This is a genomic window from Enterobacter sp. PI-10 (genome assembly GCF_027947695.1).
Lineage (GTDB): Bacteria > Pseudomonadota > Gammaproteobacteria > Enterobacterales > Enterobacteriaceae > Enterobacter > Enterobacter vonholyi.
In genome coordinates, this window is sequence record NZ_JAJNOG010000002.1 from 314,612 (window position 1) to 339,312 (window position 24,701).

28 protein-coding genes are annotated in these 24,701 nt (G+C 54.2%); 13 read left to right on the top strand and 15 right to left on the bottom strand.

Features of this window, described 5'->3' with window-relative positions; translation table 11 throughout:
- Entirely contained in the window at positions 1-1,242 is a 1,242-nt protein-coding gene (locus LRM19_RS06015) for a serine hydrolase domain-containing protein (RefSeq protein ID WP_271367808.1), read from the bottom strand.
- A gap of 137 nt (positions 1,243-1,379) precedes the next feature.
- Here LRM19_RS06015 and LRM19_RS06020 point away from each other — a divergent pair, with 137 nt between their 5' ends.
- On the top strand, positions 1,380-1,862 hold the full coding sequence (locus LRM19_RS06020; protein ID WP_127730688.1) for a glutathione peroxidase: 483 nt from the start codon (positions 1,380-1,382) through the stop codon (positions 1,860-1,862).
- A 219-nt stretch (positions 1,863-2,081) separates the two neighbouring features.
- Here the strand turns inward: LRM19_RS06020 and LRM19_RS06025 are convergent, their stop codons facing one another.
- Entirely contained in the window at positions 2,082-2,963 is an 882-nt protein-coding gene (locus LRM19_RS06025) for an arginase family protein (protein WP_271367809.1), read from the bottom strand.
- A gap of 37 nt (positions 2,964-3,000) precedes the next feature.
- Entirely contained in the window at positions 3,001-4,095 is a 1,095-nt protein-coding gene (locus LRM19_RS06030) for an NADH:flavin oxidoreductase (protein ID WP_271367810.1), read from the bottom strand.
- Positions 4,096-4,188: 93 nt separating this feature from the next.
- Between LRM19_RS06030 and LRM19_RS06035 the strand changes: the two genes are divergently transcribed.
- Positions 4,189-5,082, top strand: a complete 894-nt coding sequence (locus LRM19_RS06035) for a LysR family transcriptional regulator (RefSeq protein ID WP_271367811.1) — start codon at positions 4,189-4,191, stop codon at positions 5,080-5,082.
- Positions 5,083-5,189: 107 nt separating this feature from the next.
- On the opposite strand, the gene LRM19_RS06040 is transcribed toward LRM19_RS06035, so the two are convergent.
- Positions 5,190-5,627 (bottom strand): VOC family protein, encoded by a 438-nt coding sequence (locus LRM19_RS06040; protein WP_271367812.1) that lies wholly within the window; start codon positions 5,625-5,627, stop codon positions 5,190-5,192.
- Between the two features lie 82 nt (positions 5,628-5,709).
- The gene (locus tag LRM19_RS06045) at positions 5,710-6,867 is read right to left on the bottom strand and encodes an MFS transporter (RefSeq protein ID WP_271367813.1); all 1,158 of its coding nucleotides are present in this window, start codon (positions 6,865-6,867) and stop codon (positions 5,710-5,712) included.
- A 133-nt stretch (positions 6,868-7,000) separates the two neighbouring features.
- Between LRM19_RS06045 and LRM19_RS06050 the strand changes: the two genes are divergently transcribed.
- Both LRM19_RS06050 and LRM19_RS06055 read left to right on the top strand, forming a co-directional pair.
- Positions 7,001-7,537: a MarR family winged helix-turn-helix transcriptional regulator gene (locus tag LRM19_RS06050; protein ID WP_127730696.1), complete on the top strand. Its 537-nt coding sequence runs from the start codon at positions 7,001-7,003 to the stop codon at positions 7,535-7,537.
- 24 nt (positions 7,538-7,561) lie between these two features.
- Positions 7,562-8,485, top strand: a complete 924-nt coding sequence (locus LRM19_RS06055) for a LysR substrate-binding domain-containing protein (protein ID WP_111964705.1) — start codon at positions 7,562-7,564, stop codon at positions 8,483-8,485.
- 47 nt (positions 8,486-8,532) lie between these two features.
- Here LRM19_RS06055 and LRM19_RS06060 read toward each other — a convergent pair whose 3' ends face one another.
- Positions 8,533-9,003, bottom strand: coding sequence for a hypothetical protein (locus LRM19_RS06060; protein ID WP_271367814.1), 471 nt, complete (start codon positions 9,001-9,003; stop codon positions 8,533-8,535).
- A 250-nt stretch (positions 9,004-9,253) separates the two neighbouring features.
- On the opposite strand from LRM19_RS06060, the gene LRM19_RS06065 reads away from it, so the two are divergent.
- Both LRM19_RS06065 and LRM19_RS06070 read left to right on the top strand, forming a co-directional pair.
- Complete coding sequence (locus tag LRM19_RS06065) at positions 9,254-9,931, top strand: DUF1963 domain-containing protein (RefSeq protein ID WP_149366831.1); 678 nt, start codon at positions 9,254-9,256, stop codon at positions 9,929-9,931.
- A gap of 140 nt (positions 9,932-10,071) precedes the next feature.
- On the top strand, positions 10,072-10,548 hold the full coding sequence (locus tag LRM19_RS06070; protein WP_271367815.1) for a WbuC family cupin fold metalloprotein: 477 nt from the start codon (positions 10,072-10,074) through the stop codon (positions 10,546-10,548).
- A 65-nt stretch (positions 10,549-10,613) separates the two neighbouring features.
- Here LRM19_RS06070 and LRM19_RS06075 read toward each other — a convergent pair whose 3' ends face one another.
- Complete coding sequence (locus LRM19_RS06075) at positions 10,614-11,156, bottom strand: cysteine hydrolase family protein (RefSeq protein ID WP_271367816.1); 543 nt, start codon at positions 11,154-11,156, stop codon at positions 10,614-10,616.
- A 400-nt stretch (positions 11,157-11,556) separates the two neighbouring features.
- Between LRM19_RS06075 and LRM19_RS06080 the strand changes: the two genes are divergently transcribed.
- Positions 11,557-11,859, top strand: a complete 303-nt coding sequence (locus LRM19_RS06080; protein ID WP_032651739.1) for a hypothetical protein — start codon at positions 11,557-11,559, stop codon at positions 11,857-11,859.
- Between the two features lie 114 nt (positions 11,860-11,973).
- On the opposite strand, the gene LRM19_RS06085 is transcribed toward LRM19_RS06080, so the two are convergent.
- From LRM19_RS06085 to LRM19_RS06110, 6 genes are all read right to left on the bottom strand, one after another.
- On the bottom strand, positions 11,974-12,573 hold the full coding sequence (locus LRM19_RS06085; protein WP_111964700.1) for an NAD(P)H-dependent oxidoreductase: 600 nt from the start codon (positions 12,571-12,573) through the stop codon (positions 11,974-11,976).
- A gap of 74 nt (positions 12,574-12,647) precedes the next feature.
- On the bottom strand, positions 12,648-13,241 hold the full coding sequence (locus LRM19_RS06090; protein ID WP_271367817.1) for a TetR/AcrR family transcriptional regulator: 594 nt from the start codon (positions 13,239-13,241) through the stop codon (positions 12,648-12,650).
- A gap of 34 nt (positions 13,242-13,275) precedes the next feature.
- Entirely contained in the window at positions 13,276-16,365 is a 3,090-nt protein-coding gene (locus LRM19_RS06095) for an efflux RND transporter permease subunit (protein ID WP_271367818.1), read from the bottom strand.
- Complete coding sequence (locus LRM19_RS06100) at positions 16,362-17,471, bottom strand: efflux RND transporter periplasmic adaptor subunit (RefSeq protein WP_115874977.1); 1,110 nt, start codon at positions 17,469-17,471, stop codon at positions 16,362-16,364. The genes LRM19_RS06095 and LRM19_RS06100 overlap by 4 nt, the downstream gene beginning before the upstream one ends.
- 74 nt (positions 17,472-17,545) lie before the next feature.
- Positions 17,546-18,160, bottom strand: coding sequence for a TetR/AcrR family transcriptional regulator (locus tag LRM19_RS06105; RefSeq protein ID WP_115874978.1), 615 nt, complete (start codon positions 18,158-18,160; stop codon positions 17,546-17,548).
- Positions 18,161-18,293: 133 nt separating this feature from the next.
- A complete protein-coding gene (locus LRM19_RS06110; protein ID WP_271367819.1) occupies positions 18,294-19,205 on the bottom strand; it encodes a LysR family transcriptional regulator in 912 nt (303 codons plus the stop codon).
- A 99-nt stretch (positions 19,206-19,304) separates the two neighbouring features.
- Between LRM19_RS06110 and LRM19_RS06115 the strand changes: the two genes are divergently transcribed.
- The 3 genes from LRM19_RS06115 (at position 19,305) to LRM19_RS06125 (ending at position 21,740) form a co-directional block, all read left to right on the top strand.
- A complete protein-coding gene (locus tag LRM19_RS06115; RefSeq protein WP_271367820.1) occupies positions 19,305-20,420 on the top strand; it encodes an alkene reductase in 1,116 nt (371 codons plus the stop codon).
- Positions 20,417-21,136, top strand: coding sequence for an SDR family oxidoreductase (locus LRM19_RS06120; RefSeq protein WP_271367821.1), 720 nt, complete (start codon positions 20,417-20,419; stop codon positions 21,134-21,136). Before LRM19_RS06115 ends, LRM19_RS06120 begins: the two co-directional genes overlap by 4 nt.
- 64 nt (positions 21,137-21,200) lie before the next feature.
- Positions 21,201-21,740, top strand: coding sequence for an ester cyclase (locus LRM19_RS06125; protein ID WP_271368224.1), 540 nt, complete (start codon positions 21,201-21,203; stop codon positions 21,738-21,740).
- A gap of 39 nt (positions 21,741-21,779) precedes the next feature.
- On the opposite strand, the gene LRM19_RS06130 is transcribed toward LRM19_RS06125, so the two are convergent.
- Positions 21,780-22,247 carry a nuclear transport factor 2 family protein gene (locus LRM19_RS06130; protein WP_143345068.1) on the bottom strand — a complete coding sequence of 156 codons (468 nt, stop codon included), beginning with the start codon at positions 22,245-22,247 and terminating at the stop codon, positions 21,780-21,782.
- A gap of 103 nt (positions 22,248-22,350) precedes the next feature.
- Here LRM19_RS06130 and LRM19_RS06135 point away from each other — a divergent pair, with 103 nt between their 5' ends.
- Positions 22,351-22,929: a TetR/AcrR family transcriptional regulator gene (locus tag LRM19_RS06135; protein ID WP_136194816.1), complete on the top strand. Its 579-nt coding sequence runs from the start codon at positions 22,351-22,353 to the stop codon at positions 22,927-22,929.
- Positions 22,930-22,978: 49 nt separating this feature from the next.
- Here the strand turns inward: LRM19_RS06135 and LRM19_RS06140 are convergent, their stop codons facing one another.
- On the bottom strand, positions 22,979-23,758 hold the full coding sequence (locus tag LRM19_RS06140; protein WP_049121983.1) for an SDR family oxidoreductase: 780 nt from the start codon (positions 23,756-23,758) through the stop codon (positions 22,979-22,981).
- 90 nt (positions 23,759-23,848) lie between these two features.
- Between LRM19_RS06140 and LRM19_RS06145 the strand changes: the two genes are divergently transcribed.
- Together LRM19_RS06145 and LRM19_RS06150 are read left to right on the top strand one after the other, a co-directional pair.
- A complete protein-coding gene (locus LRM19_RS06145) occupies positions 23,849-24,187 on the top strand; it encodes a winged helix-turn-helix transcriptional regulator (protein ID WP_115874985.1) in 339 nt (112 codons plus the stop codon).
- Between the two features lie 69 nt (positions 24,188-24,256).
- On the top strand, positions 24,257-24,658 hold the full coding sequence (locus tag LRM19_RS06150) for a VOC family protein (RefSeq protein WP_271367822.1): 402 nt from the start codon (positions 24,257-24,259) through the stop codon (positions 24,656-24,658).
- Positions 24,659-24,701 lie beyond the last annotated feature (43 nt).

A 24,701-nucleotide genomic window follows, 5' to 3' on the forward strand; every position in this document is an offset into this window, starting at 1 on the left:
TCACCGTAATTGCTGATAAACGCGTTCAGGCATCCCATTATTCGCAAAACGGTTGCCAGAGATAATAAGGCTGTCTTTTTTCGCCATGTCCATCAACAGCGCGATGCCAATGTAATTACTCCAGTTAAAGGTATTTTGCAGCACCACCACCGCATTGCCTTTTTCTTTGTCATAACCGATAAAGCTGGAGTAGCCGCCGATATAGCCGACCTGATAGGTGATTTTTTCCAGACCGATAAAGTCGGTGGTCCAGGCAATACCCTGTACCCCGTCGGGACGTTGAATATCGGTATTTCTGACTTCGGCAAAGACGCTGTCCAGCAAGGGATTGTGGGTCGTCGATACGTGATAGCGCGCATAGGCCGCCAGATCTTCGGCGTTGCTGTATAAGCTCGCTGCCGCCACCATGTTGTTGGAAAAATGCCAGTCCGGCGTGAGCTGTCCGCGCGGGATGAATTTCGGCTGATCGCCCGCGTGGCCGAGGGCGCGCTGCGGGTATCCTTTTAGCTGCTGTGGCGTAAAGCTGCTGTTAGCCATTTGCAGCGGATGGAAAATATAGCGCGAGGCTAAACTCTGGATATCTTCGCCTGTTTTGTGTTTCAGGATATAGCCGATCAGCGCGTAGCCGGTATTGGAGTATTGCGGCACTTTACTCTTTGGCGCTTGCCAGTCGGCGAGGTAACGCAACACGTTATCGCTATCCAGCTCGCCGTAGAAATTATCGCCCGTGCTTAAATAGCTGATGAATTTTCCAAGCATCGGAACATCCATATTCTGACGCGGCAGGCCGGAGGTGTGGGTAACCAGTTCAAGCAGGGTGATTTTTTGTGCATCCGCGCTAAGCGGCGTACCCGGCGGTAACAATGTTGCCAGGCTATCGTTCCAGTTCAGTTGCCCTTCATTGACCAGACAAGCCACCACTTCCGCCGTGATCCCTTTGCTGAGCGAGCCGAGTGCAAACAGGGTGTCGGGCCTGACCGGATAACGATTGACCGCATCGGTTACGCCCCAGGTGTAAAACTGCGGTGAGCCGTGATTATGAATGACCGCGACCGTCATTCCTGGAACGGATTTTTGCGCCATGTAGTGACGCACCACGCTGTCAACGTCGCCATCCAGCGAATCATGAGTGAGAAGTTCCTGAGTACCTTCCGGGGAGGACATTTGTGAAAGCGTGCCACAACCGCTGAGGAGTGGGAGAGTAAGCAGAAGCCAGCGAAATTTTTTTGTTATGTTCTGCATACCTGATAGCGAGTGTGGTGGTCATTGGCGCGCCAGGAATGTATCACAAATAGCCTGCTTGAATGTAAACTTTCTACACGGTGACGGCCCTGCGGGTGGTCACCATGACTTTTCGGCCAGCTTTGAGGGATTTTAGTATGACTCGCTTTTATCAACTTACCGCCACCCGTCTGGATGGACAGCTTACCTCTATGGCCGACTATGCCGGAAAGGTGGTTTTGGTCGTGAATACCGCCAGCCAGTGTGGCTTCACGCCGCAATATGCTGGTCTTGAAGCGCTGTACAAGAAGTACGCCGATCGGGGGTTAGTGGTGCTGGGCTTCCCCTGCAACCAGTTCGGTAAACAGGAACCCGGCGGCGCCGACGAAATCTCGAAAACCTGTTACATCAACTACGGCGTGAGTTTCCCGATGTTCGAGAAGGTTGAGGTTAACGGTAGCGCAGCGCATCCGCTGTTTCGTTATCTGAAAAACGAATTACCCGGCGTGCTGGGTGAGCGAATTAAGTGGAACTTTACTAAGTTTCTTATCGGACGCGACGGTAAACCACTGAAGCGCTTTGCTCCGATGACTACCCCAGAGAAAATGGAGGGGGAGATTGTTGAGGCTTTGCGGAGGTAGGTGCTGTGGTGACTGGAGCATTCCACAAATCCAGTGCTAACGAAAATGAATTATATGGAAGCTGGCAACTGACGCCCCTCGATTGTGGAAGATCTTACTGCCTTTCCTTATGACTGCTTTGTGCCAAAAGCGGACGATATGAGAGTATAAGTATTAGTAGTTCCAATAACTTATATTAGAAGTTGAATATGAACATTCTGACAAAATTAAATGTGGCACTTACTCGTTCATCATTGGAAGCTTTTTAAGAAACTCTTTAAGATTCCAGGCATCCCACGGCAGATGTTCGGTAATACCTATAATCACAATTTCTGTTTCAGCAGAGACATCACGGATGATTCTGAGCATCTGTGCAAGATTCAGTTTTCCTACCGGATACACTGCCTGCCAGTCAAACTCAGGTTCAGGCTCTGCGAACAGCAGTGAACGAAAAACCTCCGGGTTAAGGACGTCCAGGTCCAGATGCACTGCCAGTTTGCGGATGTTCTGTTCTTTTATCCAGCGAGTGATCCTGTCACTGTTCTCATAAAGTTCTTCAGGCCGGGCGATCTGCAGACCAAGATCGCTGATAACGGACGATTCCTGCTCGGTCAGCCCTTCTTCAATCAGACCGGCATACATGACGCGCGAGGGTGCTACCGGAGTTTTCACTTTTGAAGCAAACCCCGTATCGCCGCCGCCTAAAAGATTGCCCAGTACCATGGTATGACCATTGGTAAAATCGCGCGGGGTCTTCACATCGGGGTGTGAATCGATCCACAGTACGCCCATTTCACCATTGTGCCTGGCGTTCATCCAGGCAAACGGAGCCTGGTCTACAAGGCAGTCACCGCCGAACACCACGATATGATCCGGTTCTTCTTTTTCCAGCACTGCCCAGGCTTCATCATGCTGGCTGAGTAACTGCCGGCGATAAAGCAGACCCTCTTCAGGCTCAGGCGTGTCCGGGTTAAATTCCGGCACGCTGATAGTATGCAGAGGAGAGCGTGACTCCGGAGAGAGCCAGTGCAGCAACCGGGCACCAAACCCGTAGAGCTCCTGGTTGCCACCCTGCCACTGTGGAAATAAGATCCTGATGGTTTTTTTCGACTTGTCAGTCATGTTAACTCCCTGGTTTCAGCACAGCTGGTGATAACAATTAAAAACGCTCTTTTTCCTTAATGTCCGCAACCGGCGAAAGAATATCGCCAGGAAGTTCGTGGAGTGGCAGACCGCTGCCGACTTTTCGTGGCCAGTCAGGATTGGCAAGCGCAGCCTTGCCAATGGAAACAAAGTCTGCCCCCATACCCAGAAGTTTTTCTGCCGTTTCACCGTCATCCAGCCCACCGTTAGCAATTATGATGGTCTCCGGAGCGGCTTCACGGGCAAGCTCAACAAGGCTCTTGTCGCTGTTTTCGAATGCAGGTAGCCAGGATTTGTATTCGGTCACATGGATATAGTCCACGCCAGCATCGGCGAGCAGACCGAAGATTTTCCTGGCACCGGCCTCACCTTCTTTCCATTTATGATGAAAATCGTTTACTTTTCCCTGCGAAATCCTGACGCCCAGAGTCTTTTCTGCGCCAATTTTGCCGCGTACGGCACGGATAACTTCCAGCGTAATGGCCAGCCGGTTTTCTAGGGAACCACCCCATCCATCGGTACGCTGGTTGGTATAATCTGTCAGGAACTGGTCAAGCAGGTACCCGTTCGCCGCATGGATCTCAACCCCGTCAAATTTTGCATCACTGACGGCGCGCTCCGCGCTGTCGGCAAAACTGGAGATGATATCGCGGATCTGCTCTTCATTGAGTGCCCGGGGAGTGCTGTATTCTCCGGAACCATAGTAGAACTCAAGCTGCTGCCCTTTAGGTTTTACGGGGGAAGGACCGGCAGAGTCCGGACGGTAAATATTTTTCTGAGACAATGTGCCGGCATGAATGAGCTGGGCTATGACCCGTGCACCGCGCTGATGCGCTTTTTCGACAATATTTTCCCAGCCGCAGATCTGTTCTTCATTCACGATGCCTGGCTGAAACGCATAGGTCTGTGACCACGCCTGATCAATGTAGATCCCCTCGGTGATGATGGCGCCGAAACCTCCCCGGGCAAAGCGGGAGTAATAATCCTGCATCTTTTCCCCCGGTACGCCGGTTTCAGACGCGGAGATACGCGTCATAGGGGCAACCATGATGCGATTGCGGTACAGAGTGCGGTTAATAAATGTGGCTTCGAATAATGATGCGTGGCGCATGGTGACTCCTCGGTAACAATTATAATAAAAATAATTATAATGCCGTTATCAGGAACGTTATACTGGTAAGAAATGCATCGCTGTATAACGGAAATGGATATAATGAATCTCCGGGACGTCGAACTGTTCACCGTTCTTGCGGAAACCTGCAATCTTTCTCAGGCCGCACGCAGACTTGGCATGAGCGCGATGAGCGTGTCGCGACATCTCGCCCAGCTGGAAAAGGATTTAGGTGCGCGTCTGTTTCAGCGCACGACACGCGCGGTGTCGCTGACCAGCGAGGGCGAAGAATTTCTTCCCTATGCCAGAACCATGATGGAAGCAGAGCAGGGCGCGCGGATTATATTCAGCGAGGACGCTGGCGGGGCAACAGGCCTCTTGAGGATCACGGCACCCTCCGGCATCGGCCGCCGTTACATACTTCCCCTGCTGCCTGAACTCATGGAACGGAATCCGAAGATGAAAATCGACCTTAACCTCAGCGATGACGTGGTGGATATCGTGGGTCAGGGATACGATGTGGCCATCAGGGTTGCCCCGCTCAGGGATTCGAACCTGATTGCCCATAGACTCAGCAGCAACCCCCGGGTCCTCTGCGCCTCACCTGCTTATCTGTCCCAGCACGGGATTCCCACCACTTTTGCAGAACTGACCAATCATCAGTGTTTGAGAACGGCAATGGTGTCTCAGTGGACATTTGTGAAAGATGAGAACCTACTCAGTCATTTATTTGAGCCACGGTTCATTTGTAACAATGTAGAAGGTGTCCGAAGTATGTGTAAGGCCGGAGCGGGCCTGGCACAACTAACAAAAGCAGATATTCACTCTGAACTGGCAACCGGAGAACTCGTCGAAATAACACTTAGTGATGCGGAATGCCACATGCTGGCAATATGGGCGCTGTTTCCGACAAAGCGCTATCTGCCATGCCGCGTTACTGTCTTTCTAGATGCTTTAAAGTCTTCGCTGAATAGACTTATGCCATGAATGTTAAGTTTAAATTTTGCAGAGAGTGATAAGGCCACAATGTCCACATTTCGCTCAAAGCAGACATTATCCTCATCCAAGTCTGCATCGCGCCAGGATAAAACCCATTACCCCCGCAGCCACGGCGTAATCGTCAGCCCGGTAAGCAAACCTTCCGGGCTGAGCAGGCGAGTGACGGTTTGCCCCCACGGCTCTATACGGTTAGCCACCAGCAACCGATAGCCTTTTTCGCTCAGAACGCGGGTAGCCGAGTCCAGATCCTGTACTTCGTACTCAATCCATCCCTGCGGTATCGGGTGCTCCGTGGGCCACAGTTCTTCTCCAAAACAGGACGCAGCCGCCTGTGCGAGCGGCCAGACGGCAAAATGCTTCACGCCTTCCAGCTGGCCCTCTTCAGTGAGCAGATATTCGCTGTTCCCCTCCATCCGCCTCAGCGGAAGGCCGAGTGTCTGGACATAAAACGCGGCGCTGGACTCCGTATCCCGCGATATGGGCCCGAACCCGGCGACGAACAAGACATCAATACCCGGTAACGTCTGCAACATATCCACTCCTGAATGAGGTGAAATTCACCCTGAAATTATCTCACGATCGGCTGAAATACGACTCTCAATTTTGGTATCGCATTCACCGTGCCTGAACGTCCACGACGGGTTTAAAATTCAGCGCGATGACGATCAGCAGCACGACTCCCGCACTCATGATCAACCATGCGCTGGTCAGCGAGACCGAACTGTCGCGAACGATCCCCGCAATTAACGGCATAAGCGCGGCAATCATATATCCACCTCCCTGAACTTTAGACAGTAACTTCCCGGCCTGCGCGGGCGTTCGCGCATGATCGAACGTGACGATAAGCGACAGCGGGAAGAGGGCGCCGATCCCGGTGCCAAGCAGCAGCGTGGATAAGACGGGCGTTGTACCCGGCGAAAAGACCAGGCACAGGAGTCCCGCCAGCAGCAGCAACAATACGGCGATCAGCGGCACGCGGCGATCGGGGAATTTACCAATCAGCGCGGAGACGACAAACCCTGCAACAACCTCGGTTAACGTCAGCCAGGCCAGCATGTAGCCGCTGCTGCGTGCGGTCCATCCCGCCTGAATATAGAGCGGGGGCAGCCAGGCCAGTACCAGCGTATAGGCTCCCGTTCCCACGCCGAAAAAGAGCAACAGTTGTGACGTACGGGAGGACGAGAGCGTAACGGTTTCGCGTGCTGGTTTTTCCCCCTGAGGATGCTTAACCAGAGTTAACCACATTATCAACGCCAGCAGCGCTAACAGCCCTGCCATAGCCAGTGCGGGCTTGAGCGTGAGCCATGAAAACAGCGGCTCGGCGCTGGCGGCGGCGACAGCAGCTCCGGCCATAATGCCCGTGCTGAATAGCGACATAATCGTGCTGGCCGTTTGCGTATACTCCTTTTTTATCAGGGCGGGCATTAACGCCTGGATAGTGCCTATGCTGGCCCCGCCGAGTAACGCGGTGCCCATAAGATTCTCCGGTGAGGCGCTAAAACCGCGTAATAAGCAGGCTACCAGCAGGATGAATAGCCCGAACATAATTCCCCGTACGGCTCCGACTGTGGCCAAAAGCCAGGGACCACACAGGGCAGCCAGTCCCATCATCGCCACCGGCAGGGTGGTCAGCAGGCTAAATTGCGTAGCGGTCAGTCCCGCTTCGCGCTGCAGCACGGAGAAAAGTGGTCCGACCGAGGCCAGAATGGGGCGCAGGTTCAGCCCGACGATAAAAGCGATAACGGCGAAGAGTAATGGCGATGTGCGTTTCAACAGGAGATCCTTTTCGGTTGTGAATGGCCCGGGCAAATCGCTGCGAGCATTTATCTTAACGTTAAGATAAAATGTGTTTTTGCGTAAGATGTACCGCACAACAGGATAAATACCCACCCCATTAGAGGTGAAAATGAAAGACCATGTAGATTTCGTCGTCGGCCAGTGGGGCCGCGCCATGCCGGAGCTGGACGCCTCGTCGATGAAAATTTTTGGCCGAATGCTCCGGCTGATGAAGCATCTTGGAAAAGAATGGGCGGAGGCGATGGCGCAGTTTGGCTTTCGCGAGGGCGAGTTTGACGTCCTCGCCACGCTGCGTCGCGCCGGGGAGCCGTACTGCCTTTCGCCCACGCAGCTGTATACATCGCTGTTGATCACCTCCGGGGCGATGACGAACCGGCTCAACCGTCTTGAACAACAAGGGCTTATCAGGCGGATTGCCGATCCCGATGACAAGCGCAGCTCGCTCGTCAGCCTGACGCCGCGCGGGCAGGCTCTTATCGAACAGGCGCTGGTCGTGCACACGGAAACGCAGAATGCGCTACTGAGCAGCTTGTCGGACGCGCAGCGCGCGCAGCTAGAGTCCCTGCTGAGGGAATTGCTGCTGACGTTCCCATCTGAGGAATTGGGCGACAAGTCACTGAGTGCCGATAATACAAAAACTGCATGATTACACCTTACAGAAAGGGAACGTATGTCTTTACCGCCACTGTATGCGCTGCGCGCGTTTGAAGTTGCCGCACGGCTGAACTCCTTCAGCAAAGCGGCTGAAGTCCTGAATATCACGCCGGGTGCGGTCAGCAGGCATGTCCAGACGCTAGAAATGTGGTTCGACTGCGAGCTGTTTAAACGACAGGGGCCGAGAGTGGAGGTCAGCGACGCCGGGCGTATTCTGGCCGGTCAGCTTAGCGAAAGTTTCTCGAATATTGAGTGGGCCTGTCGCGCATTTAAAAGTGAAAACCACCTTCTGCGACTCAAAGCACCAAGCTCCCTGACGATGCGATGGCTTCTGAATGTGCTTAAATCCTTTCGCGAGAACCATGCGAAGCCGAAAATCGAAATTGCCAGCGTCTGGATGGACTTCGACACGGTTGACTTCAGCCGGGAACCTTACGATTGCGCGATCCTCCTCGGTAATGGCTATTTCGGCGAGTCGACAGAAAGCAGGCTGCTCTTCAGTGAATGGCTTATTCCGGTTTGTACCCCGTCTTTGCTGGAGTCTGCGCGGCATCAGCTTGCCCAGTGCGAGCTTATCCACCCCTCACCGGACCGACGAGACTGGCGACGCTGGCTTAAAAGGACGGGCTTATTCCCCGGACTCGACATGAGCGGCGGGATCGTGTTCGACACCCTGGAGCAGGGAAGCCTTGCGGCCATGCACGGACATGGTGTTGCTATAGCCGATCTTCGACTCACGCTGGAAGCCCTGAAAAGCGGGCTGCTTGCATTGCCCTTCAGGGAAGCCATCGCAACCGGTGACGGCTACTATCTTGTCTGGCCCAAAAGTTCGCTCAGAGGAGAGAGCATTGAACGGTTGCTGGCCTGGCTTAACCTTAATGCGCCAGTGGTGCCTTCTTTGGATATCGTCTGTATTGATTTCAATGAAAAGCGGGTTTAATAAATAGCGGAATATGAATTGCGAGATATTCCGCATATTGAACGTATTTATGCGTAGGGGATATTTGCCATCTTTTTATATCTATCCGGCAGGGCGCTGTTCAGGTTGAGTAATTTATCCAGTATATAAAGCGCAGGCGTTCCCTTTGCGCGTTCAGCTTCGATCAGCGCAGAGCGTAACAGATTGGCAGCCGATGTCATTTCACGGAAGTACTCCTCAGATTCAGCCGTCTGAACTTCGCCTGACGCGGCGTAATGCACCCTTGGCCAGTCCGCAAAGTCAAGCAGCGGAAGGAGACCATCTTCTTTGGGCAAATGCGCTGAGAGCAACTCTTCAGCGTTACCCGGATTGCTTTGGGCGAAAGACAGAAGATGCAGTCGATGAATAAAGGGCGAAAGCACCTCACCGCTATCGTTTTCTGACGAAAGTAACGTTATTAACGCATGAATATTTTCACCCGTGATGTTTTTTTCAGGTGAGATCATTTTCATTAGATGAAATAAAACATCGAGTGTCATACGTACTCCATATGCATGCAGGTGTATTTATTATTTGAGTTTCGCTCTCTGTTCCAGGTCAGGAAGAGACCGGGAATGAAGGGATGGTATTTCAATGAGATTACGTTTGAAAAACGAGAAATAGTGGGAATCAATGTGAGTTTAACTCAACATAGGTTTTATTATTCAATGAGATTCTCCAGATGTGATGATTAACTTACAATGATCAGCAGAATATCTGTCCGACAACCGTCTACAGAGGCGAGCAGACATGAGATTAGAGAGTGCGTCAGTTTTAGAAGAACTCCGGACCAGGCTAAGACCCGCATCGGTCGCGCAGGTCGGTGGGTTCCGGCCGCCTGAAGATCCCATTACGTCATGGTTTCTGAAGGGCGTTTCTCGCGCAGATGAAGGATTACCCACCTGGAAGGGCAAACCCATGTTTCCACTTCTTCAGATCAGGGTCGACGAGCTTCCTGTTATTCCTGACCAGTTGAAGGGCATAGCCCTTCTGGTGTTGTTTCACAATGTGGAACAACATCCCTTTGACGAACCGCACGGTGAAGGATGGTTAATTCGCGAGTATGCCAGCCTCGAAGGGCTTCAGCCATTGCCTGAATTGGACACGCCGTATCGGCCGTTTCCAGTTCAATGGCTGAGTGTCATTGACGATGCTCCTGGATGGGAAGATGCCTGGGATATTATTGATCTCTCTTGCGTAAATGATGATGAGCAGGCCAGTGAGAGTTTTTTTGAAGATTTCAATCGCTACAGGGGAACCAAGGTAGGGGGATTTCCGACTGAGATACAACACGGTGTGGGAATCGAAGAGTTTGTTTTTCAGGTTGGGTCAGAAGAAAAAGTAAACTGGATGTGGGCGGATAACGGTATCGGTTACTTTCACCGGTCATCAGAAGGGGAATGGCGGTTTTCATGTCAGTTCTACTGATGAGCTTCCTGCCGGGGGATCGACCACTCGCCCGGCAGTGATTTGTTTCACAAATCCCATCGCTCCTCGAGCGTTCAGGATGGTATAACGTCCTGCGGCAACCGGGTTGCCGCAGACAGCCCACATAACTAAAGGCGTATATGAAACAGATTACTTTCAGTGACCTGCAGCAGCAAAGCGAGCAGGCGGCTAATTCCCCTCGCTTACGCGCGCATCGCAATTTACATCCTGAGCTTAGCGACCCGGTGCAGCGCCTGGCCATTGCAATGGAGCCCGGCACCTATGTTCGTCCCCATCGCCATCCGCACACCTTTGAACTGCTGACGGCGCTGAGCGGTCGCTTTCTGGTGCTGAACTTTGATGACAGCGGTAGCGTGACCCGGCGCGTCGTATTAGGCGAAGAGTGCAAGGTGCTGGAGATGGATGCCGGTACCTGGCATGCCGTGCTGTCGCTGGATAAAGGCGGCGTCATTTTTGAGGTTAAGCACGGGGGGTATCAGCCCGTGCCCGAGCACGATACCGCCCCATGGTCACCGGCAGAAAACGAGCCCAGCACCGGGAAGCTGATGAAATGGTACGCTCAGGCACAGGTGGGTGACGGTGGGTTTACCCTGTAATTATTCTCTTATGTGCCCGGCGTGCGGAAAGGCGAGCCGGGTAAAGAGATAAGCGATCACCTGAGTCAACTCACCGTACTAAAAAGCCAGTCACGAGCAGTCGACAGCGTCACAAACGGGCCTGCCAGCGTGCTGTTGTGATGGGCAATAATGTCGCTGGCGGATAAATAGTCATTATCCATTGTGGTATGCGCATCTGAAATCAATACCGTCCTGAAACCCAGCTCCGGTGCGGCCCGGCAGGTCGTATCGACACAAAACTCTGTTTTCATCCCGGCAATGACCAGCTGTTTGATGCCTCTCTGATTAAGTTCACGCAGCAATTCGGTATCACGAAAACAGCTGGGATAGCGCTTGATGAAAACAACGTCCTGCTCCTTCACGTCCAGTTCAGGTATCAGCTGTGATAACGGCCCATTCTCTGAGAGCGGGGAATCATCTGGTCCAATATGGCGGGCAAAAAAGACGGGCGCCTGAGCGTGTCGCGCGTTGGTGATTAACAGACGGATATTGGCCAGAACGGCATCGGCGGAGCGAGGGGAAACCGGGACCCGAAAGAGGCCCTGCTGCATGTCGATAATCAAGAGAGCATTGTCAGATGAAACCATTTTCTTTCTCCATTCAGAGGGTGGTGAACGGAGAGAGATTTCCCCGTCCATGTCGGCGGGGATTGAGGTTCTGTTTGTCAGTCGTTCACTACAGATACGCTCGCACCGCCGAAGGTTCCGGTGGTGGTGAGGATGGTTGTTGGCTGAACTGACGTAAACATGTTATGACCTTCGCTGATATATCTTTTAAATCATATCCGGACGAGCCGTTAAACTTTAAAAATTTGCTGCCGATAGTTCTTTTCAATACCATCAATATGCATGTAAAGATGAACAAAATCATATCAGCATATTTGGTAGTTGCGTATTTGTCGGCTCGACTTATTGCACAATCCAACTGTGCGAGAGACTGGATAAAAACCGTTGTGTTTCGATAAAAAATCACAAAAAGGATGTGCATATGTTGAAAAGATTAGTCGCGGGACAGATGAGCTTACCGATGACTTTCTGGGGATGGGGAATTTGCGGTAATTTTCTACTGGGTCTCATTGGGCTTGCTGGAGTGCAGACCGGTCACCCGGCCATGGTGCCGCTTTCCTATATACTAAAAGCCATTCTGTTCAGTGCTGTACTTTCCGGCATAACTTTCATTCTGCGTCGAAAAATCACGGTATTGGGTGGGATCGCTTTTTTTATTATTTTGATTCAGGTGATTATGAGTGTAGTGATGACGATTGGCCTTTTCTCGTTATTTTTTGAATAATCACAAGAAAGAGAGTTCCGGTTTGCCAGCAGGATCCCTGACGGTTAGTAACATCGAGAACTCGTGCCTCCTTATGGCGAAGGAGGCACGCCGTTGCTGGCTGGATAGCCGATATTATTTTAGGTTGCCGATCTCGCTCAGGAATTCGTCAACCTGCTCGGGCGTCGCCGTGTCTGCCTGGTAAAGGATATCGAGCTTGACGTTCTTCAACCCGCAGAAGCCAAACACGCCTTCGATAATCTGCGTCTGAATCGCCGTCGAATAGCCGTGTTTATCAAATCCGGTCAGATCGCTACCGCCAGTGGCAATCAGGCGGACGGGAACATCCCGTAAGTTGCCCACAATCCGGCCGTCTTCGGCCACCTTATACGCCCAGTTCAGGGTTAACACGCGATCGAACCAGCCTTTCAACAGCGCGGGAACCGACCACCAGTACACCGGGAAGACGAATACCAGCATATCCGCGCGCTCGACGCGCTGCTGCTCGCGCAGAATATCGTCGGGAAGGGCGCTCGGATTGCCGTGATACAAATCGAGATCGGCGCGGGTCATCGCCGGATTAAACCCTTCAGCATGCAGATCGGCGAACTCAACCTGCGTACCTTCCTCGCGTAATTTCCCGGCAATACGGGCTGCCAGCGTATGGGATAACGAATTGTCGATCGGGTGTGCCGTCACGATCAGCGCGTTTTTAATGGCATGTGTTGCAGACATAGCGACCTCCAGAAGGGGGAGAAGTAACGCCTATATTACTATTGGTAACTTAGGTGTCAATCCGCCCCAGGCGATCATTTTGTGCTATCCGCGTAGGTCTCCAGCACCCCGGTCATGGCGCCGCTGAGCGTATCTTCCGCCACGTTCCGGGCGAGCACGCCGTTGCCCGCCGCGGTGCTGAGCGCCTCCGCCGCGCCAATAATAGCCGTCAGTACCGCTTCCCCCTGAACGCCTTTTAAGACGATAAAAGGGGAAAGCGCGGTGCGCAGGCAGTCGGCACATTCGGCCACGCATGCTTCCCGAAACGTCTGCAGCGCGCGAGAACCGGACAGCGCCGCGGCGATTGGCCCGGTTTCAGGCCCGGCGGCAATCGCACAGTCGATATAGGCCGCGCTGAAAAAGCGGATCGTCTTCTCCAGCGTTTTGCTGTCGACCGCCAGCGTCTCGCGGAATTTCGCCAGCTGCCGATCGCTATAATCCTTGTACAGCGCCATCAGCAACCCTTCACGATCGCCAAAGTGGTCGTAGGGGATAGGTTTGGTCACGTTTGCCCGCTCGGCCAGGTAGCCAAGCGTCAGCGCCTCCGTGCCTTGCTGACGCACGATCCCTCGCGCAACCTCCAGCAGCTGCACGCGGCGATCCTCTTTTCTTAAGCGCTTAACAACCATGCTTTCCTCAGAAGTGTTATCTACTCATGGTAGTTTACACGTTTTCAGTAACGTGCTGCACGCGTTGTTCCGCGGGGCGGATCCGAAACCAGATCGCATACATCGCGGGCAGGAAGACGAGCGTAATAATCGTCCCGCCCAGCGTTCCGCCGATCAACGTCCAGGCCAGCGTGCCCCAGAATACCGAATGCGTCAGGGGAATGAACGCCAGCACGGCCGCCATGGCGGTCAGTAAGACCGGGCGTGCGCGCTGGACAGTCGCTTCAACCACCGCCTGGAACGGATCGAGGCCGTCCTTCTGGTTATGATCGATTTGACCGATCAGGATCAGCGTATTGCGCATCAGAATGCCGGAAAGGGCGATCAGACCGACCAGCGCGTTAATGCCAAACGGCTGATTAAATATCAGCAGGGTCGGCACGACGCCAATCAGCCCCAGCGGCGCGGTTAAGAACACCATCACCATCGCGGAGAGTGAGCGCACCTGCAAAATGATGATCAGCAGCGTCAGAGCTATCATGATCGGGAACAGCGGTAACATCGCCTGCGTCGCTTTGCCCGATTCCTCAATCGAACCCGCCATGTCAATACGGTATCCGGCCGGCAGCGCATCAACGATCGGCTGGAGCTGCTTCATGATGGCGACCGACACGTCCGGTGGCTGAAGATTGTCGGCAATATCGCCCCGCACGGTAATTGTCGGGGTGCGATCGCGACGGCGAAGGACCGGGTCTTCCATGCCGACCTCTATCTTGCCAATTTGAGACAGCGGCACGCGCTGTCCCGCATTGCCGACCAGGGTAAAGCCTTCGATTTTTGCCGGGTCAAGACGGATATCGCCCGCCGCGCGGGCAACGACGTCTACCGATCGAATATCTTCCCGCACGGAGGTGACAGGCACGCCTGAAAGCAGAAACTGAAGCTGATCGGCAACGGCGCTGGAGGTTAAGCCGGTCGCCTGCAGGCGGTTTTGATCGAGAGTGAAATGCAGGACGGGAACGCGTGACCCCCAGTCGGTGTTGACGGTTCGCATCATCGGGCTTGCCTGGAGTACGGCTTTCACCCGTTCGGCGATGTCCTGCACCTGTTTGACATCCGGGCCCGACACGCGCCAGGCAACCGGGAAGGGCGAGTAGGGGCCAAACACCAGCTGCGTCACCCGCACGCGGGCTTCGGGCGCAATACCGCTGGCGACGGCCTCCCTGAGCCTGAACTTAAGCGCCTCGCGTGACGTCTCGCTGTTCGTCAGGATCACGATTTTTGCAAAAGAGGGATCGGGCAGTTCAGGTGCCATTGCCAGATAAAAACGGGGCGAACCCTGACCAATATAGGCCGTGACGATTTTGGCTTCCGGCTGCTGGCCCAGCCACGCTTCTATTTTTGCGGTGGCGGCGCTGGTTTGCGCAATCGAGGTGCCGTAGGGCATCTGTACTTCAACCAGCACTTCCGGGCGATCGGAGGTCGGGAAAAACTGTTTTTTTACCAGCCCCATGCCGAGCACGGCCAGAATGAAAATGGCAACCACGGAGCCGGCCACGCGCCACTTTCTGGCGATAACGCGGCCAAGCAGCTGGCGAAAACGGTTATAGCGGGGCGTGTTATAGATGGCGGCATGACCCCCTTCTACTTTGGGGATCGCCGGCAGGATCTTCACCCCAAGATAGGGCGTGAACACCACCGCGACAAACCACGATGCAATCAGGGCGAGGCCGACAATCCAGAACATATTGCTGGTGTATTCCCCGGCGGTCGACTGGGCAAACCCATTCGGCATAAAGCCAATCGCCGTCACCAGGGTTCCGGCCAGCATGGGCGCGGCGGTATGGCTCCAGGCGTAGGCTGAGGCTTTGATTCTGTCGTAACCTTCCTCCATCTTCACCACCATCATTTCGATGGCGATAATGGCATCATCAACCAGCAGGCCGAGGGCGAGTATCAGGGAGCCCAGCGTGACGCGGTCAAAGTTTATTCCCGCGGCCTCCATCACCACGAAGACGACCGCCAGCGTCAGCGGGACCGCCGCCGCAACGACTACCCCCACGCGCCAGCCCATGCTGACAAAACAAACCACCATGACCACAAGCAGTGCGACAAAGAATTTGATCATGAACTCATCGACCGACGAGCGAATATTGACGGACTGATCGGTGACTTTGGTCAGGGACATGCCAAGCGGCAGGCTATCATTAATTTTTGCCGTTTCCGCATCCAGCGCTTTACCCAGCGCCAGACCGTTCCAGCCTTCGCGCATTACGATACCCAGCAGAAGGGCGGGTTCATGCTGATTGCGTATCAGCATCGTCGGGGGATCTTCGTAGCCTCGCTCAACCGTTGCCACATCGGACAGCTTGAGGGTTTTGCCCTGAGCGACAAAAGGCGTATCGCGGATTTTCTGCAGTTCATCGAACGCGCCGTCAAGGCGGATAAAAATCTGCGCTCCTCGGGTCTCAATCGAACCCGCCGCGGTCAACGCGTTCTGGCTGTTGAGGGCCTTGAAAATATCCTGGGGTGAGAGCCCTATCGTCGCCAGACGGTCGTGGGAGAAGGCGACATAAATCCGCTCGGCCTGTTCGCCGATAATGTTCACTTTCTTCACGCCGGGAACGTGCAGAAGCTGCTGGCGCAGGCCTTCGGCATCGCGTACCAGCTGCCGCTGCGGTTCGCCTTTTGCTTTCAGGGCAAAGAGAGCAAAGGTGACATCCGAGAATTCGTCATTGATCATCGGGCCGATGACGCCCGCCGGGAGACGCTGCGATTCATCTCCAAGCTTTTTACGCGCCTGATAGAACTCCTCCTGCACTTCGGCTGGCGGGGTCTTGTCCTGCAACGACAGCGTGATGAATGCCATGCCGGGACGGGTATAAGTTTCGGTACGGTCATACCATTTGAGTTCCTGCAGGCGCTTTTCCAGCGGCTCCGCGACCTGATCCTGGATCTCCTGCGCGGTCGCACCCGGCCAGACGGTTATCACCGTCATTTGCTTCACCGTGAAGGGCGGATCTTCCGCGCGCCCGAGCCCAAAGAAGGCGTAAATTCCGGCAATCGTGACCAGAAAGATCAGAAACAGCGTGATGGAACGTTCGCGGACGGCCAGCGCGGACAGGTTGAAGCGGCTTCCGCTCATGGCGTGTTCTCCGCCAGGGCGTTATTGCGTTGTTTCGCGAGCCTGACGACCTCACCTTCGTGCAGAAGATGTGCGCCTAGCGCAACAATCTTCTCACCGGGCTTCACGCCGCCCGTGACCTGCGCCGCATCTTCACTCACGCTCAGCACCTTGACGGGCGTCCATGCGACCTTTGCGGGCTGGGCGGAAATGCGCCAGACGCCGGGACCTTTTCCTGCATCATAGAGTGAGGCCAGCGGGACCTGCATGATCTGACCTTCCGCTTTATTGTCCTGAATGTTCAGCGTGACGGTCGCCCCCAGCGGCGCGTTCGCCAGCAGGCCATCCAGCACGTAGCGGGCTTCATACGTGCGGGTCGCGGCATCGGCCGAGTCAGACAGCAGGCGAAGCGTTGCGGTGACTGGGTGTTTTTCATTGCCATAAAGCGTGGCCTGCGCTTCGCTGCCGACGGCAGGGCGCAATGTTTCCGGAAGCTGCACGAGCGCTTCACGCTGTCCCGCTCTGGCGAGCCTGATCGTCACCTGTCCGGCACTGACGACCTGACCCGGCTCGGCGAGCGTCTCCATCACCACGCCGTCTGAATCCGCCAGCAGTACGGCATATCCCGTGGCGTTTTGCGCCACGTTGGCCTGCGCGCGGGCGGCGCTGAGATCCGCCCTGGCCGTATCGGCCGCCGCTTTAATCTGATCGTACTCCGAGGCAGAAACGGCGCCGGACGCCACAAGTCCGCGATAGCGCGCCTCATCGCTGGAGGCTTTTCGCGCGCGCGCCTGAGCCGCATCCACCGCACGCTGCTGCGCCTGTGCCTGTAATTTCAGGTCAACCGGATCCAGGCGCAGCAAGGGCTGACCCTGTTTGACGGTCTGGCCCGTATCAACCAGTCGCTCAAGGATTTTGCCCTGAACTCTGAAACCTAAATCGCTTTGCGTTCTTGCGACCACCACGCCCGTGAAGGCGCGGGCGCTATTGTTCGCAAGCTCGACGGATGCGGATCGGACAAGCGGTGGCTTTGTACGCGGATCGTCACTTGCGGAAATATCGCCGCATGCCACCAGGGCAAACGGCATGAGACAAACGGCAACGCGGGCTGAAGTGAGCCTGAGCATGGGAAACCTTTTCGACGTAACAGGACGGTTTCCGCATTCTCTGACTAGTGACCAAAAATGTCAATGGTCACAAGTTAGGGGGCAAGGCTTCTTAAAATGAGTGAAGAGAGAAGCACCGCCGCGGTGGGAGCCATTTCGAGATTGTACTGCAGCTGAACGGGATTAATAAAAGGACACATCACCATGTGGATAGCCTGAGTGACCTCATCCAGCGGCGTTTTTCTTTCAAACTCTCCGGCCTGCCTGCCTTCGATAATGATGCTCTCAATCAGCTTCATCAGGCTTTCTGCATACCGCTCTGTCGACGGCCACTGCTCGCGCGCGGCGACGGCGGCGATGTCGTAAAGCTTACGATCGTGGAAAAACAGCTCGCTTCCCGCCTCGGTGAGCGCCTTGAAAAGACGGCGGAGTTTTTCGCTTGCTGACGGCGCATCCTCAATGGCGGAAAGCACTGCCGCCATGATCAGCTCCAGGCGGTTAGCGCAGATCACTTCGCCAATAGCCTGCTTGGAATCGAAGAACTTATAAATGTAGGATTTTGAAAAACCAATGGATTTAGCCAGTTCGGCGACGGTGGTTTTTTCATAGCCGTAGTGACCGAAGTGCTCAAAGGCCGCTTCGACGATTTGCTCTCTGACAGAATGGTCAAGTGGACCACGTATTGATGGGGCGTTCATAGTTTTAGTCATTATGTAAGCTTAGCGTGACGGGCCATGGTTGGCAACGAGTGACCATTTTGTATTTTGGTTACAGTTGTGCTGCCTTACGCCGTAAAGACGGGACAATCGGCCAGGTGGAGTAAGTGTATCACTGTTTTTTACGTTAATGTTTTTTAAGCCAGTCGAGAAAAAACTGGCTAAACGCCGTGACCTGAAGCGGCTGCAGTTTGCGCTGCGGGTAGACAAACTGCAGCCCGACATCTTTGCGATCGTATCGGCTAAACCCGGTGAAACTGTCGGCAAACAGCACCGTGAGCCTTCCGGTTTCAACGTCGTCTTTGACGTCCCACCACGATTTCCCCGCGATGCCCGCTCCGCTGAGCGCCCACTGACGAAGCAATGCTCCGTCGTCGCACACCATGGCGGGCTCAACGCGAACAATGCTTTCCTCACCATTAGTTTCAAAGCGCCATTCATTCATCACCACGCCCTGCGATTCCAGCGCCAGGCACCGGTGCCGGGCTAAATCGGCAAACGTGGCGGGGACGCCGTGGTCGTTAAGATACGCCCCGGAGGCAACCAGCACCCGACGGTTCGGGCGGATGTTTCTGACAACAAGACTGCTGTCCGGCAGGTTGCCAAAACGCACGCTCATATCCAGCCGGTTAGCGACCAGATCCTCAACGTGTTCTCTTAACGAAATGAAAAATTTAACGTCAGGATGGCGCCGGGAAAAATCAATGACGGCGGGGCTAAGATACTGTCTGCCAAAATCCGAGGGCGCGGAAAGGCGAATATTGCCGCTGAGCACGCCCTCTTTTTGCGTCAGTAACGACTCGGCATGATGCATCTCTTCCAGCACGCGCAGCGCGGCATGGTAAAACTCTTCCCCGGCGCGGGTCAGGGTGAGGGATCGCGTTGAGCGGTGAAACAGGCGCGTCTGGTAACGCTCCTCAATCGCCTTCAGCCTGGCCGTCATGGTCGCGGGGGAAAGCGACAGGCGTCGTCCGGCGGCGGAAAGACTTCCGGCCTCGGCAACTTCCACCAGTAAAGCCATGTCTTCGAGTTTACCCATTATTCATATTTTCCGAAAAGTGCATCTGCTTTTAGCGTAATTATCAAAATCAGATGCGGACTGTAAAGTGATTTTATCCAAACCATAAGGGATAAAATCATGCAACGTACCTCACTTTTTGAACGCTACAGGCTGGGTTCGCTGGACCTGAAAAATCGTATCGTCATGGCGCCGATGACCCGCGCACGCTCCCTTCAGCCGGGAAATATCCCCTCCGCGCTGATGGCAGAGTATTACCGGCAGCGTGCCAGCGCGGGATTAATCATCACGGAAGCCACGCAGATTTCGCCTCAGGGCCAGGGATACTCATGGACACCCGGCATCCATTCGCCTGAACAGGTTTCGGGATGGCAACTCACGACGGGCGCCGTGCATCAGGCGGGCGGAGTGATTTTTTCGCAACTCTGGCACGTCGGGCGAATGTCGCACGCCAGTTTTCACCAGGATGGTCAGCCCGTCGCCCCGTCAGCGCTGGCCCCGGATGCGCAGGTGTGGGTGGTGAATGAGCGTGGGGAAGGCCAGATGGTTGACTGCCCGCAGCCGAGAACGCTCTCGCGCAAGGACATTCAGAACATCGTCGCGGACTATCGCCAGGCCGCTTTGAATGCCGTTCAGGCCGGGTTTGATGGTGTCGAGGTCCACGGCGGAAACGGGTATCTGATAGACCAGTTCCTGCGCCAAACCTCCAACAAACGCACGGATGAGTACGGCGGTACGCTGGTGAACCGCATCCGTTTTGCCCAGGAGGTGTTAAGCGCCATTGCCGAGGCCATTGGTCACGAGCGCACGGGCATCCGCCTTTCCCCATTTATTACCCAGCGCGGGATGAACGACCCGCAGGTCTCTGAAGCCATACTTGCGCTTGCGGCCTGGTGTGAACAAAAAGGTATTGCATTCATCCATCTGGCGGAAGCCGACTGGGATGATGCCCCTCAGGTACCCGATCATTTCCGTCAGTCCCTTCGCGAGACCTTCAGGGGAACTCTTATCGTCGCGGGTAACTATGACCTTGATAAAGCAGAAAAGATCCTTGCTGCCGGCTATGCCGATTTGATTGCCTTCGGCCGACCGTTTATTGCCAACCCCGATTTGCCCCACCGGCTGGCAAACCAGCTGCCTCTTGCCCAGGTGCGCGACCCCGCCACGCTGTTTGGCGGTACCGGCACGGGATATACCGATTACCCAACGTACGCTCTACAGGAGGAAACATTATGACCCGTAAAACCTTAATTATCGGCGGCGCTTCCGGCATCGGTTTCGCCGTGGGCAGCCTGCTTGCCGGGCGCGGTGAGGAGATTATTCTTGCGGGACGCGACAGCGCAAAACTGGACGCCGCGCGACAGCGGCTGAGCGCCCACGCCGCGTCCGTTCACACCCTCGTGCTGGACATCAGCCGTGAGGAAGAGCTTGTTGCGCTCGGGGAAACGCTGGGCGAGGTCAATAATGTTGTCGTCACGGCGGGTTCACAGGCGCCGGGCGGGTTGCTTTCCGGACTGGATCTCCGTGCGGCAAGGCAGGCCTTTGATACAAAATTCTGGGGAAGCCTCAATGTCGCCCGCTATCTCAGCGGGAATATTGCCCCCCGCGGTACGTTGACGTTCACCAGCGGTTTCGTGGCGCGCCGCACCGTGGCGGGCGCCATCGTAAAAACAACGATGAATGCCGCCATTGAAGCTGCGACAAAAGTGCTGGCGAAAGAGCTTTCACCGCTGCGCGTCAACGTCGTCAGTCCGGGGCTGACCGACACGGAAGCGTATGCGGGGATGGACGCCGCCGCGCGGGAAAAAATGCTCGTCGGCGCGGCGGAAACCCTGCCAGCCAAGGCCTGGGGAAGGGCGGAGGACATCGCGCAGGGGTATCTTTTCGCCATTGATAATCCCTTTGTCACGGGATCGATTATTGATATTGAGGGCGGGGCGTTAATTAACTGACCCTCATTAAATTGGTCCGCAGGTCTTCGTCTGCGGGTGACGTAATACTCTATTGAGAAACAACATGAAATATACGACGTGTTTTCGTCCCTCTATCGCGGCGCTTATTTTTGCCGGTCTGTCGGGCAATGCTATTTCCTCGCAGGGGGAATGGCTACAGCCGAAACAGCTTATTGTGGACAACAGTCTGTCACAGGCACAATTAAAGGCGAATGAAGCCGCTGCCAGAAAATATGCCACGTTCTGGAACACCGGTAATGAAACTCTGGCGCGTGATGCCCTGGCAGTAAACTTTATTGATAAAACGCCCCCGGAAGGACGTAAGCAAGGTCCCGAGGGCGCTATTCTAGCTTCCAGGGCGTTTCGGACAGCCGTGCCTGATTTGCGTTGTGACGTTGAGCAAATGATTATTTCAGGCGATCGCGTGGTTTCGCATCTACATTTTCACGGCACCTTCACCGGGACATTTGGCAAGCTGAAAGGACAGGGGCAGAAAATAGATTTTATCGCCACCGATATTTATGAAGTCGCTGACGGTAAGATTGCGGCAAACTGGCACATTGAGGACAACCTGACGCTGATGAAACAGCTCGGCGCGCTGTAAAGTCACCACTCCGGGGCGGCCCGGAGTGATGCGAAAATCCTATAAGCCAAGATCGCTCAGCGAAGGGTGATCGTCCGGGCGTCTGCCCAGCGGCCAGTGGAACAGGCGCTCGGATTCTTTTATCGGCATATCGTTTACGCAGGCAAAGCGGCGCTTCATCAGGCCGTCCGGCTCAAACTCCCAGTTTTCATTGCCGTAAGAGCGGAACCAGTTGCCGGAATCATCATGCCATTCATAGGCATAGCGCACCGCGATCCGGTTATCCGTAAATGCCCAGAGCTCTTTAATCAGACGATACTCCAGCTCTCTTTTCCATTTCCGCTCCAGAAACGCCTGGGCTTCTTCACGGTTGGTGGCGAACTCTGCGCGGTTACGCCATTGGGTGTCCAGCGTATAGGCAAGCGCGACTTTCGCCGGATCGCGGCTGTTCCAGCCATCTTCTGCCAGCCTGACTTTTTCGATGGCGCTTTCACGAGTGAACGGCGGTAAAGGAGGACGAGTGTTCATGGCGATTACCTCAGTGTGATTTATGTAGACAGGTCTGTCTACTTGCGGTAATCTATGCCTGAAAAATAACGCTGTCAACACTCTTTTTGAGGCTGTCGAAAAAATGAAAACCGAACCCGCAGGTAACGAGACAAAAATCAGCGTCAGAGATAAAATATTACTCACGGCGCACGATCTTTTTTATTCCACTGGCTTCAGGGCGACGGGGGTGGACACGCTGATTAAAGCATCGAAAGTGACTAAGGTGACGTTTTATCGCCATTTTCCGAGTAAGAGCTTGCTTATTCTCGCCTATTTACACTATCGACATGAAATATGGATTAACTGGTTTGAGGCCACGCTTCGTCGACATCTCGTTGAAGGCCAGACGCCTGCGGACGCTCTATCGGCTACCCTTTATGAATGGTTTATTTCGCCCGAATTCCACGGCTGCGCGTTTATTAACGCCAGCGCGGAAGCCAAATCCGAAGAGATTGAAAGCGAAATAAAAGAGATTTGCCGCGATCATAAAATCGAAACAAAGAAGATTATTGCGTTGCTGACGAAGATTGCTGATGAGCGCGTCGTCAATGAAATCATGTTGCTCATTGACGGCGCAATTATTCATGCGCAAATGGGCATGGATACAGAAACGATAATAAATGCGTTAAAAAGGGTCTTAGCGGAACTGACCGGCCAGTGAGATTCCGGTGCTTAATCAACTCTTGCACCAGGTCGATTAAGCATCCGCGTTACACTGTTGGAATGGTGCCGCCATCAATCACAAATTCAGTACCTGTGATACTCGCAGCATGCGATGAAGCGAGGAAGACGATGAGGTTGGCAACCTCAATCGGTCGGGCAGGGCGTCCGAGCGGTATTCCACCTAACGCCTTCATAATGATCTGTTTGCCACCTTCATAGTCTGTTCCTGCCTGCTTTGCCAGTCTCTCCGCCAGTGCCACTGCCGCTTCAGTTTCGATCCAGCCGGGGGCAACGCGCACCACCCGAACACCTTTCGGCGAGACTTCCTTTGAAAGACTTTTACTGTAGGTTGAGAGGGCTGCCTTAGCCGCCGCATAACCCGTTGTTGAATCCGGTAAAGGCAGTTCGCGCTGGATAGACGTCACGTGAATAATCACCCCATTTCCCTGCTCAAGCATTCCGGGAAGCAGGGCGCGATCTAAGCGTACTGCAGGTAACAAATTAAGATTGAGCTCCTGCTGCCACTCGTCTTCGCCAAGTGCAGCAAAACCGCCACCGGGTGAGGTTGAACCGCCTGCAACATGGATAATTACGTCGACACCTCCCATCTGTTCCTGCACTGCGGATGCGACTGAGGCACATCCAGCGACCGTAGTAAGATCAGCGGCTACGAAAGTATCCGCGATATTTACGTCTGGATCGTGGCGCGCCGTGGTAAATACCGTTGCACCGAGTTGTTTTAAAAGTCCGACGACTGCTTTGCCGAGCCCTTTCGTGCCAGCGGTAACAAGCACGCGCTTGCCTTTAAAATCAATATCTAATGACATGGACTTTCGCTCCCATTATTTACAGTACAGGTATATTCAACATAGACTGAGTAATTAACAAGTACGCACGAAAAAGTGAGTTACTAAATTATGAGTAAGTTATATAGTCCGGAATCTGCCGCAAGCGGCGTGGAGCAAGTATTACGGTTGCTGGAAGGGCGCTGGAAATTAATTATTCTTTTTCATCTTTTCGACGGAAAAGTGCAGCGCTATTCTGATTTCGAAAAACTGATCCCCGGTATTTCCCAAAAGATGCTGGCGCAGCAACTTCGACAACTCGAGTCCGACGGTATCGTTTCGCGGATGGTTTACCCTCAAGTGCCACCGAAAGTAGAGTATCGCCTCACCGATTGGGGGCAGGCATTATGCCCGGCGCTTGATGCCATGCTGAAATGGGCAGAAAAACGTGAGGCTTACGCAAGCCTGTAAGCCTGGCGGTCAGCACGCTTCAATGGAATAGCGTTATCCGTAACCCATTTGTGCAAAGGAAACGAAAAAATGAGAACACAGAAACGATGCCTTGGCTGCGTAGCTATTGTGGTTGATGACTACGATCGCGCCATTGAGTACTACACCGACAAGCTGGGGTTTACCCTCGTAGAGGATACGCCCCAACCGGGAAAACGCTGGGTAGTCGTCTCACCCAACCCGGAAAGCGACTGCAATATCCTGCTGGCTCGTGCCTCTAACGAGAGGCAGGAAGGTTTTATCGGTAATCAATGCGGCGGCAGAGTTTTCCTGTTCCTTCAGACGGATGATTTTTGGCGCGATTACCATGCCATGAAGGCAAAAGGCGTTCATTTCTGCGAAGAACCTCGTCAGGAAGAGTACGGTACGGTGGTGGTGTTTGAAGATATTTACGGCAACCGCTGGGATCTTTATCAGACTGCGCAACCGTGAATACCACCGCAAATAATGTGTCATTCGCCTTTTGTCCTGTACG

Coding starts and splice junctions, on each gene's coding strand:
- LRM19_RS06015 (WP_271367808.1), bottom strand. CDS start 1,242: ATGCAGAACATAACAAAAAAATTTCGCTGGCTTCTGCTTACTCTCCCA.
- LRM19_RS06020 (WP_127730688.1), top strand. CDS start 1,380: ATGACTCGCTTTTATCAACTTACCGCCACCCGTCTGGATGGACAGCTT.
- LRM19_RS06025 (WP_271367809.1), bottom strand. CDS start 2,963: ATGACTGACAAGTCGAAAAAAACCATCAGGATCTTATTTCCACAGTGG.
- LRM19_RS06030 (WP_271367810.1), bottom strand. CDS start 4,095: ATGCGCCACGCATCATTATTCGAAGCCACATTTATTAACCGCACTCTG.
- LRM19_RS06035 (WP_271367811.1), top strand. CDS start 4,189: ATGGATATAATGAATCTCCGGGACGTCGAACTGTTCACCGTTCTTGCG.
- LRM19_RS06040 (WP_271367812.1), bottom strand. CDS start 5,627: ATGTTGCAGACGTTACCGGGTATTGATGTCTTGTTCGTCGCCGGGTTC.
- LRM19_RS06050 (WP_127730696.1), top strand. CDS start 7,001: ATGAAAGACCATGTAGATTTCGTCGTCGGCCAGTGGGGCCGCGCCATG.
- LRM19_RS06055 (WP_111964705.1), top strand. CDS start 7,562: ATGTCTTTACCGCCACTGTATGCGCTGCGCGCGTTTGAAGTTGCCGCA.
- LRM19_RS06060 (WP_271367814.1), bottom strand. CDS start 9,003: ATGACACTCGATGTTTTATTTCATCTAATGAAAATGATCTCACCTGAA.
- LRM19_RS06065 (WP_149366831.1), top strand. CDS start 9,254: ATGAGATTAGAGAGTGCGTCAGTTTTAGAAGAACTCCGGACCAGGCTA.
- LRM19_RS06070 (WP_271367815.1), top strand. CDS start 10,072: ATGAAACAGATTACTTTCAGTGACCTGCAGCAGCAAAGCGAGCAGGCG.
- LRM19_RS06075 (WP_271367816.1), bottom strand. CDS start 11,156: ATGGTTTCATCTGACAATGCTCTCTTGATTATCGACATGCAGCAGGGC.
- LRM19_RS06080 (WP_032651739.1), top strand. CDS start 11,557: ATGTTGAAAAGATTAGTCGCGGGACAGATGAGCTTACCGATGACTTTC.
- LRM19_RS06085 (WP_111964700.1), bottom strand. CDS start 12,573: ATGTCTGCAACACATGCCATTAAAAACGCGCTGATCGTGACGGCACAC.
- LRM19_RS06090 (WP_271367817.1), bottom strand. CDS start 13,241: ATGGTTGTTAAGCGCTTAAGAAAAGAGGATCGCCGCGTGCAGCTGCTG.
- LRM19_RS06095 (WP_271367818.1), bottom strand. CDS start 16,365: ATGAGCGGAAGCCGCTTCAACCTGTCCGCGCTGGCCGTCCGCGAACGT.
- LRM19_RS06100 (WP_115874977.1), bottom strand. CDS start 17,471: ATGCTCAGGCTCACTTCAGCCCGCGTTGCCGTTTGTCTCATGCCGTTT.
- LRM19_RS06105 (WP_115874978.1), bottom strand. CDS start 18,160: ATGACTAAAACTATGAACGCCCCATCAATACGTGGTCCACTTGACCAT.
- LRM19_RS06110 (WP_271367819.1), bottom strand. CDS start 19,205: ATGGGTAAACTCGAAGACATGGCTTTACTGGTGGAAGTTGCCGAGGCC.
- LRM19_RS06115 (WP_271367820.1), top strand. CDS start 19,305: ATGCAACGTACCTCACTTTTTGAACGCTACAGGCTGGGTTCGCTGGAC.
- LRM19_RS06120 (WP_271367821.1), top strand. CDS start 20,417: ATGACCCGTAAAACCTTAATTATCGGCGGCGCTTCCGGCATCGGTTTC.
- LRM19_RS06125 (WP_271368224.1), top strand. CDS start 21,201: ATGAAATATACGACGTGTTTTCGTCCCTCTATCGCGGCGCTTATTTTT.
- LRM19_RS06130 (WP_143345068.1), bottom strand. CDS start 22,247: ATGAACACTCGTCCTCCTTTACCGCCGTTCACTCGTGAAAGCGCCATC.
- LRM19_RS06135 (WP_136194816.1), top strand. CDS start 22,351: ATGAAAACCGAACCCGCAGGTAACGAGACAAAAATCAGCGTCAGAGAT.
- LRM19_RS06140 (WP_049121983.1), bottom strand. CDS start 23,758: ATGTCATTAGATATTGATTTTAAAGGCAAGCGCGTGCTTGTTACCGCT.
- LRM19_RS06145 (WP_115874985.1), top strand. CDS start 23,849: ATGAGTAAGTTATATAGTCCGGAATCTGCCGCAAGCGGCGTGGAGCAA.
- LRM19_RS06150 (WP_271367822.1), top strand. CDS start 24,257: ATGAGAACACAGAAACGATGCCTTGGCTGCGTAGCTATTGTGGTTGAT.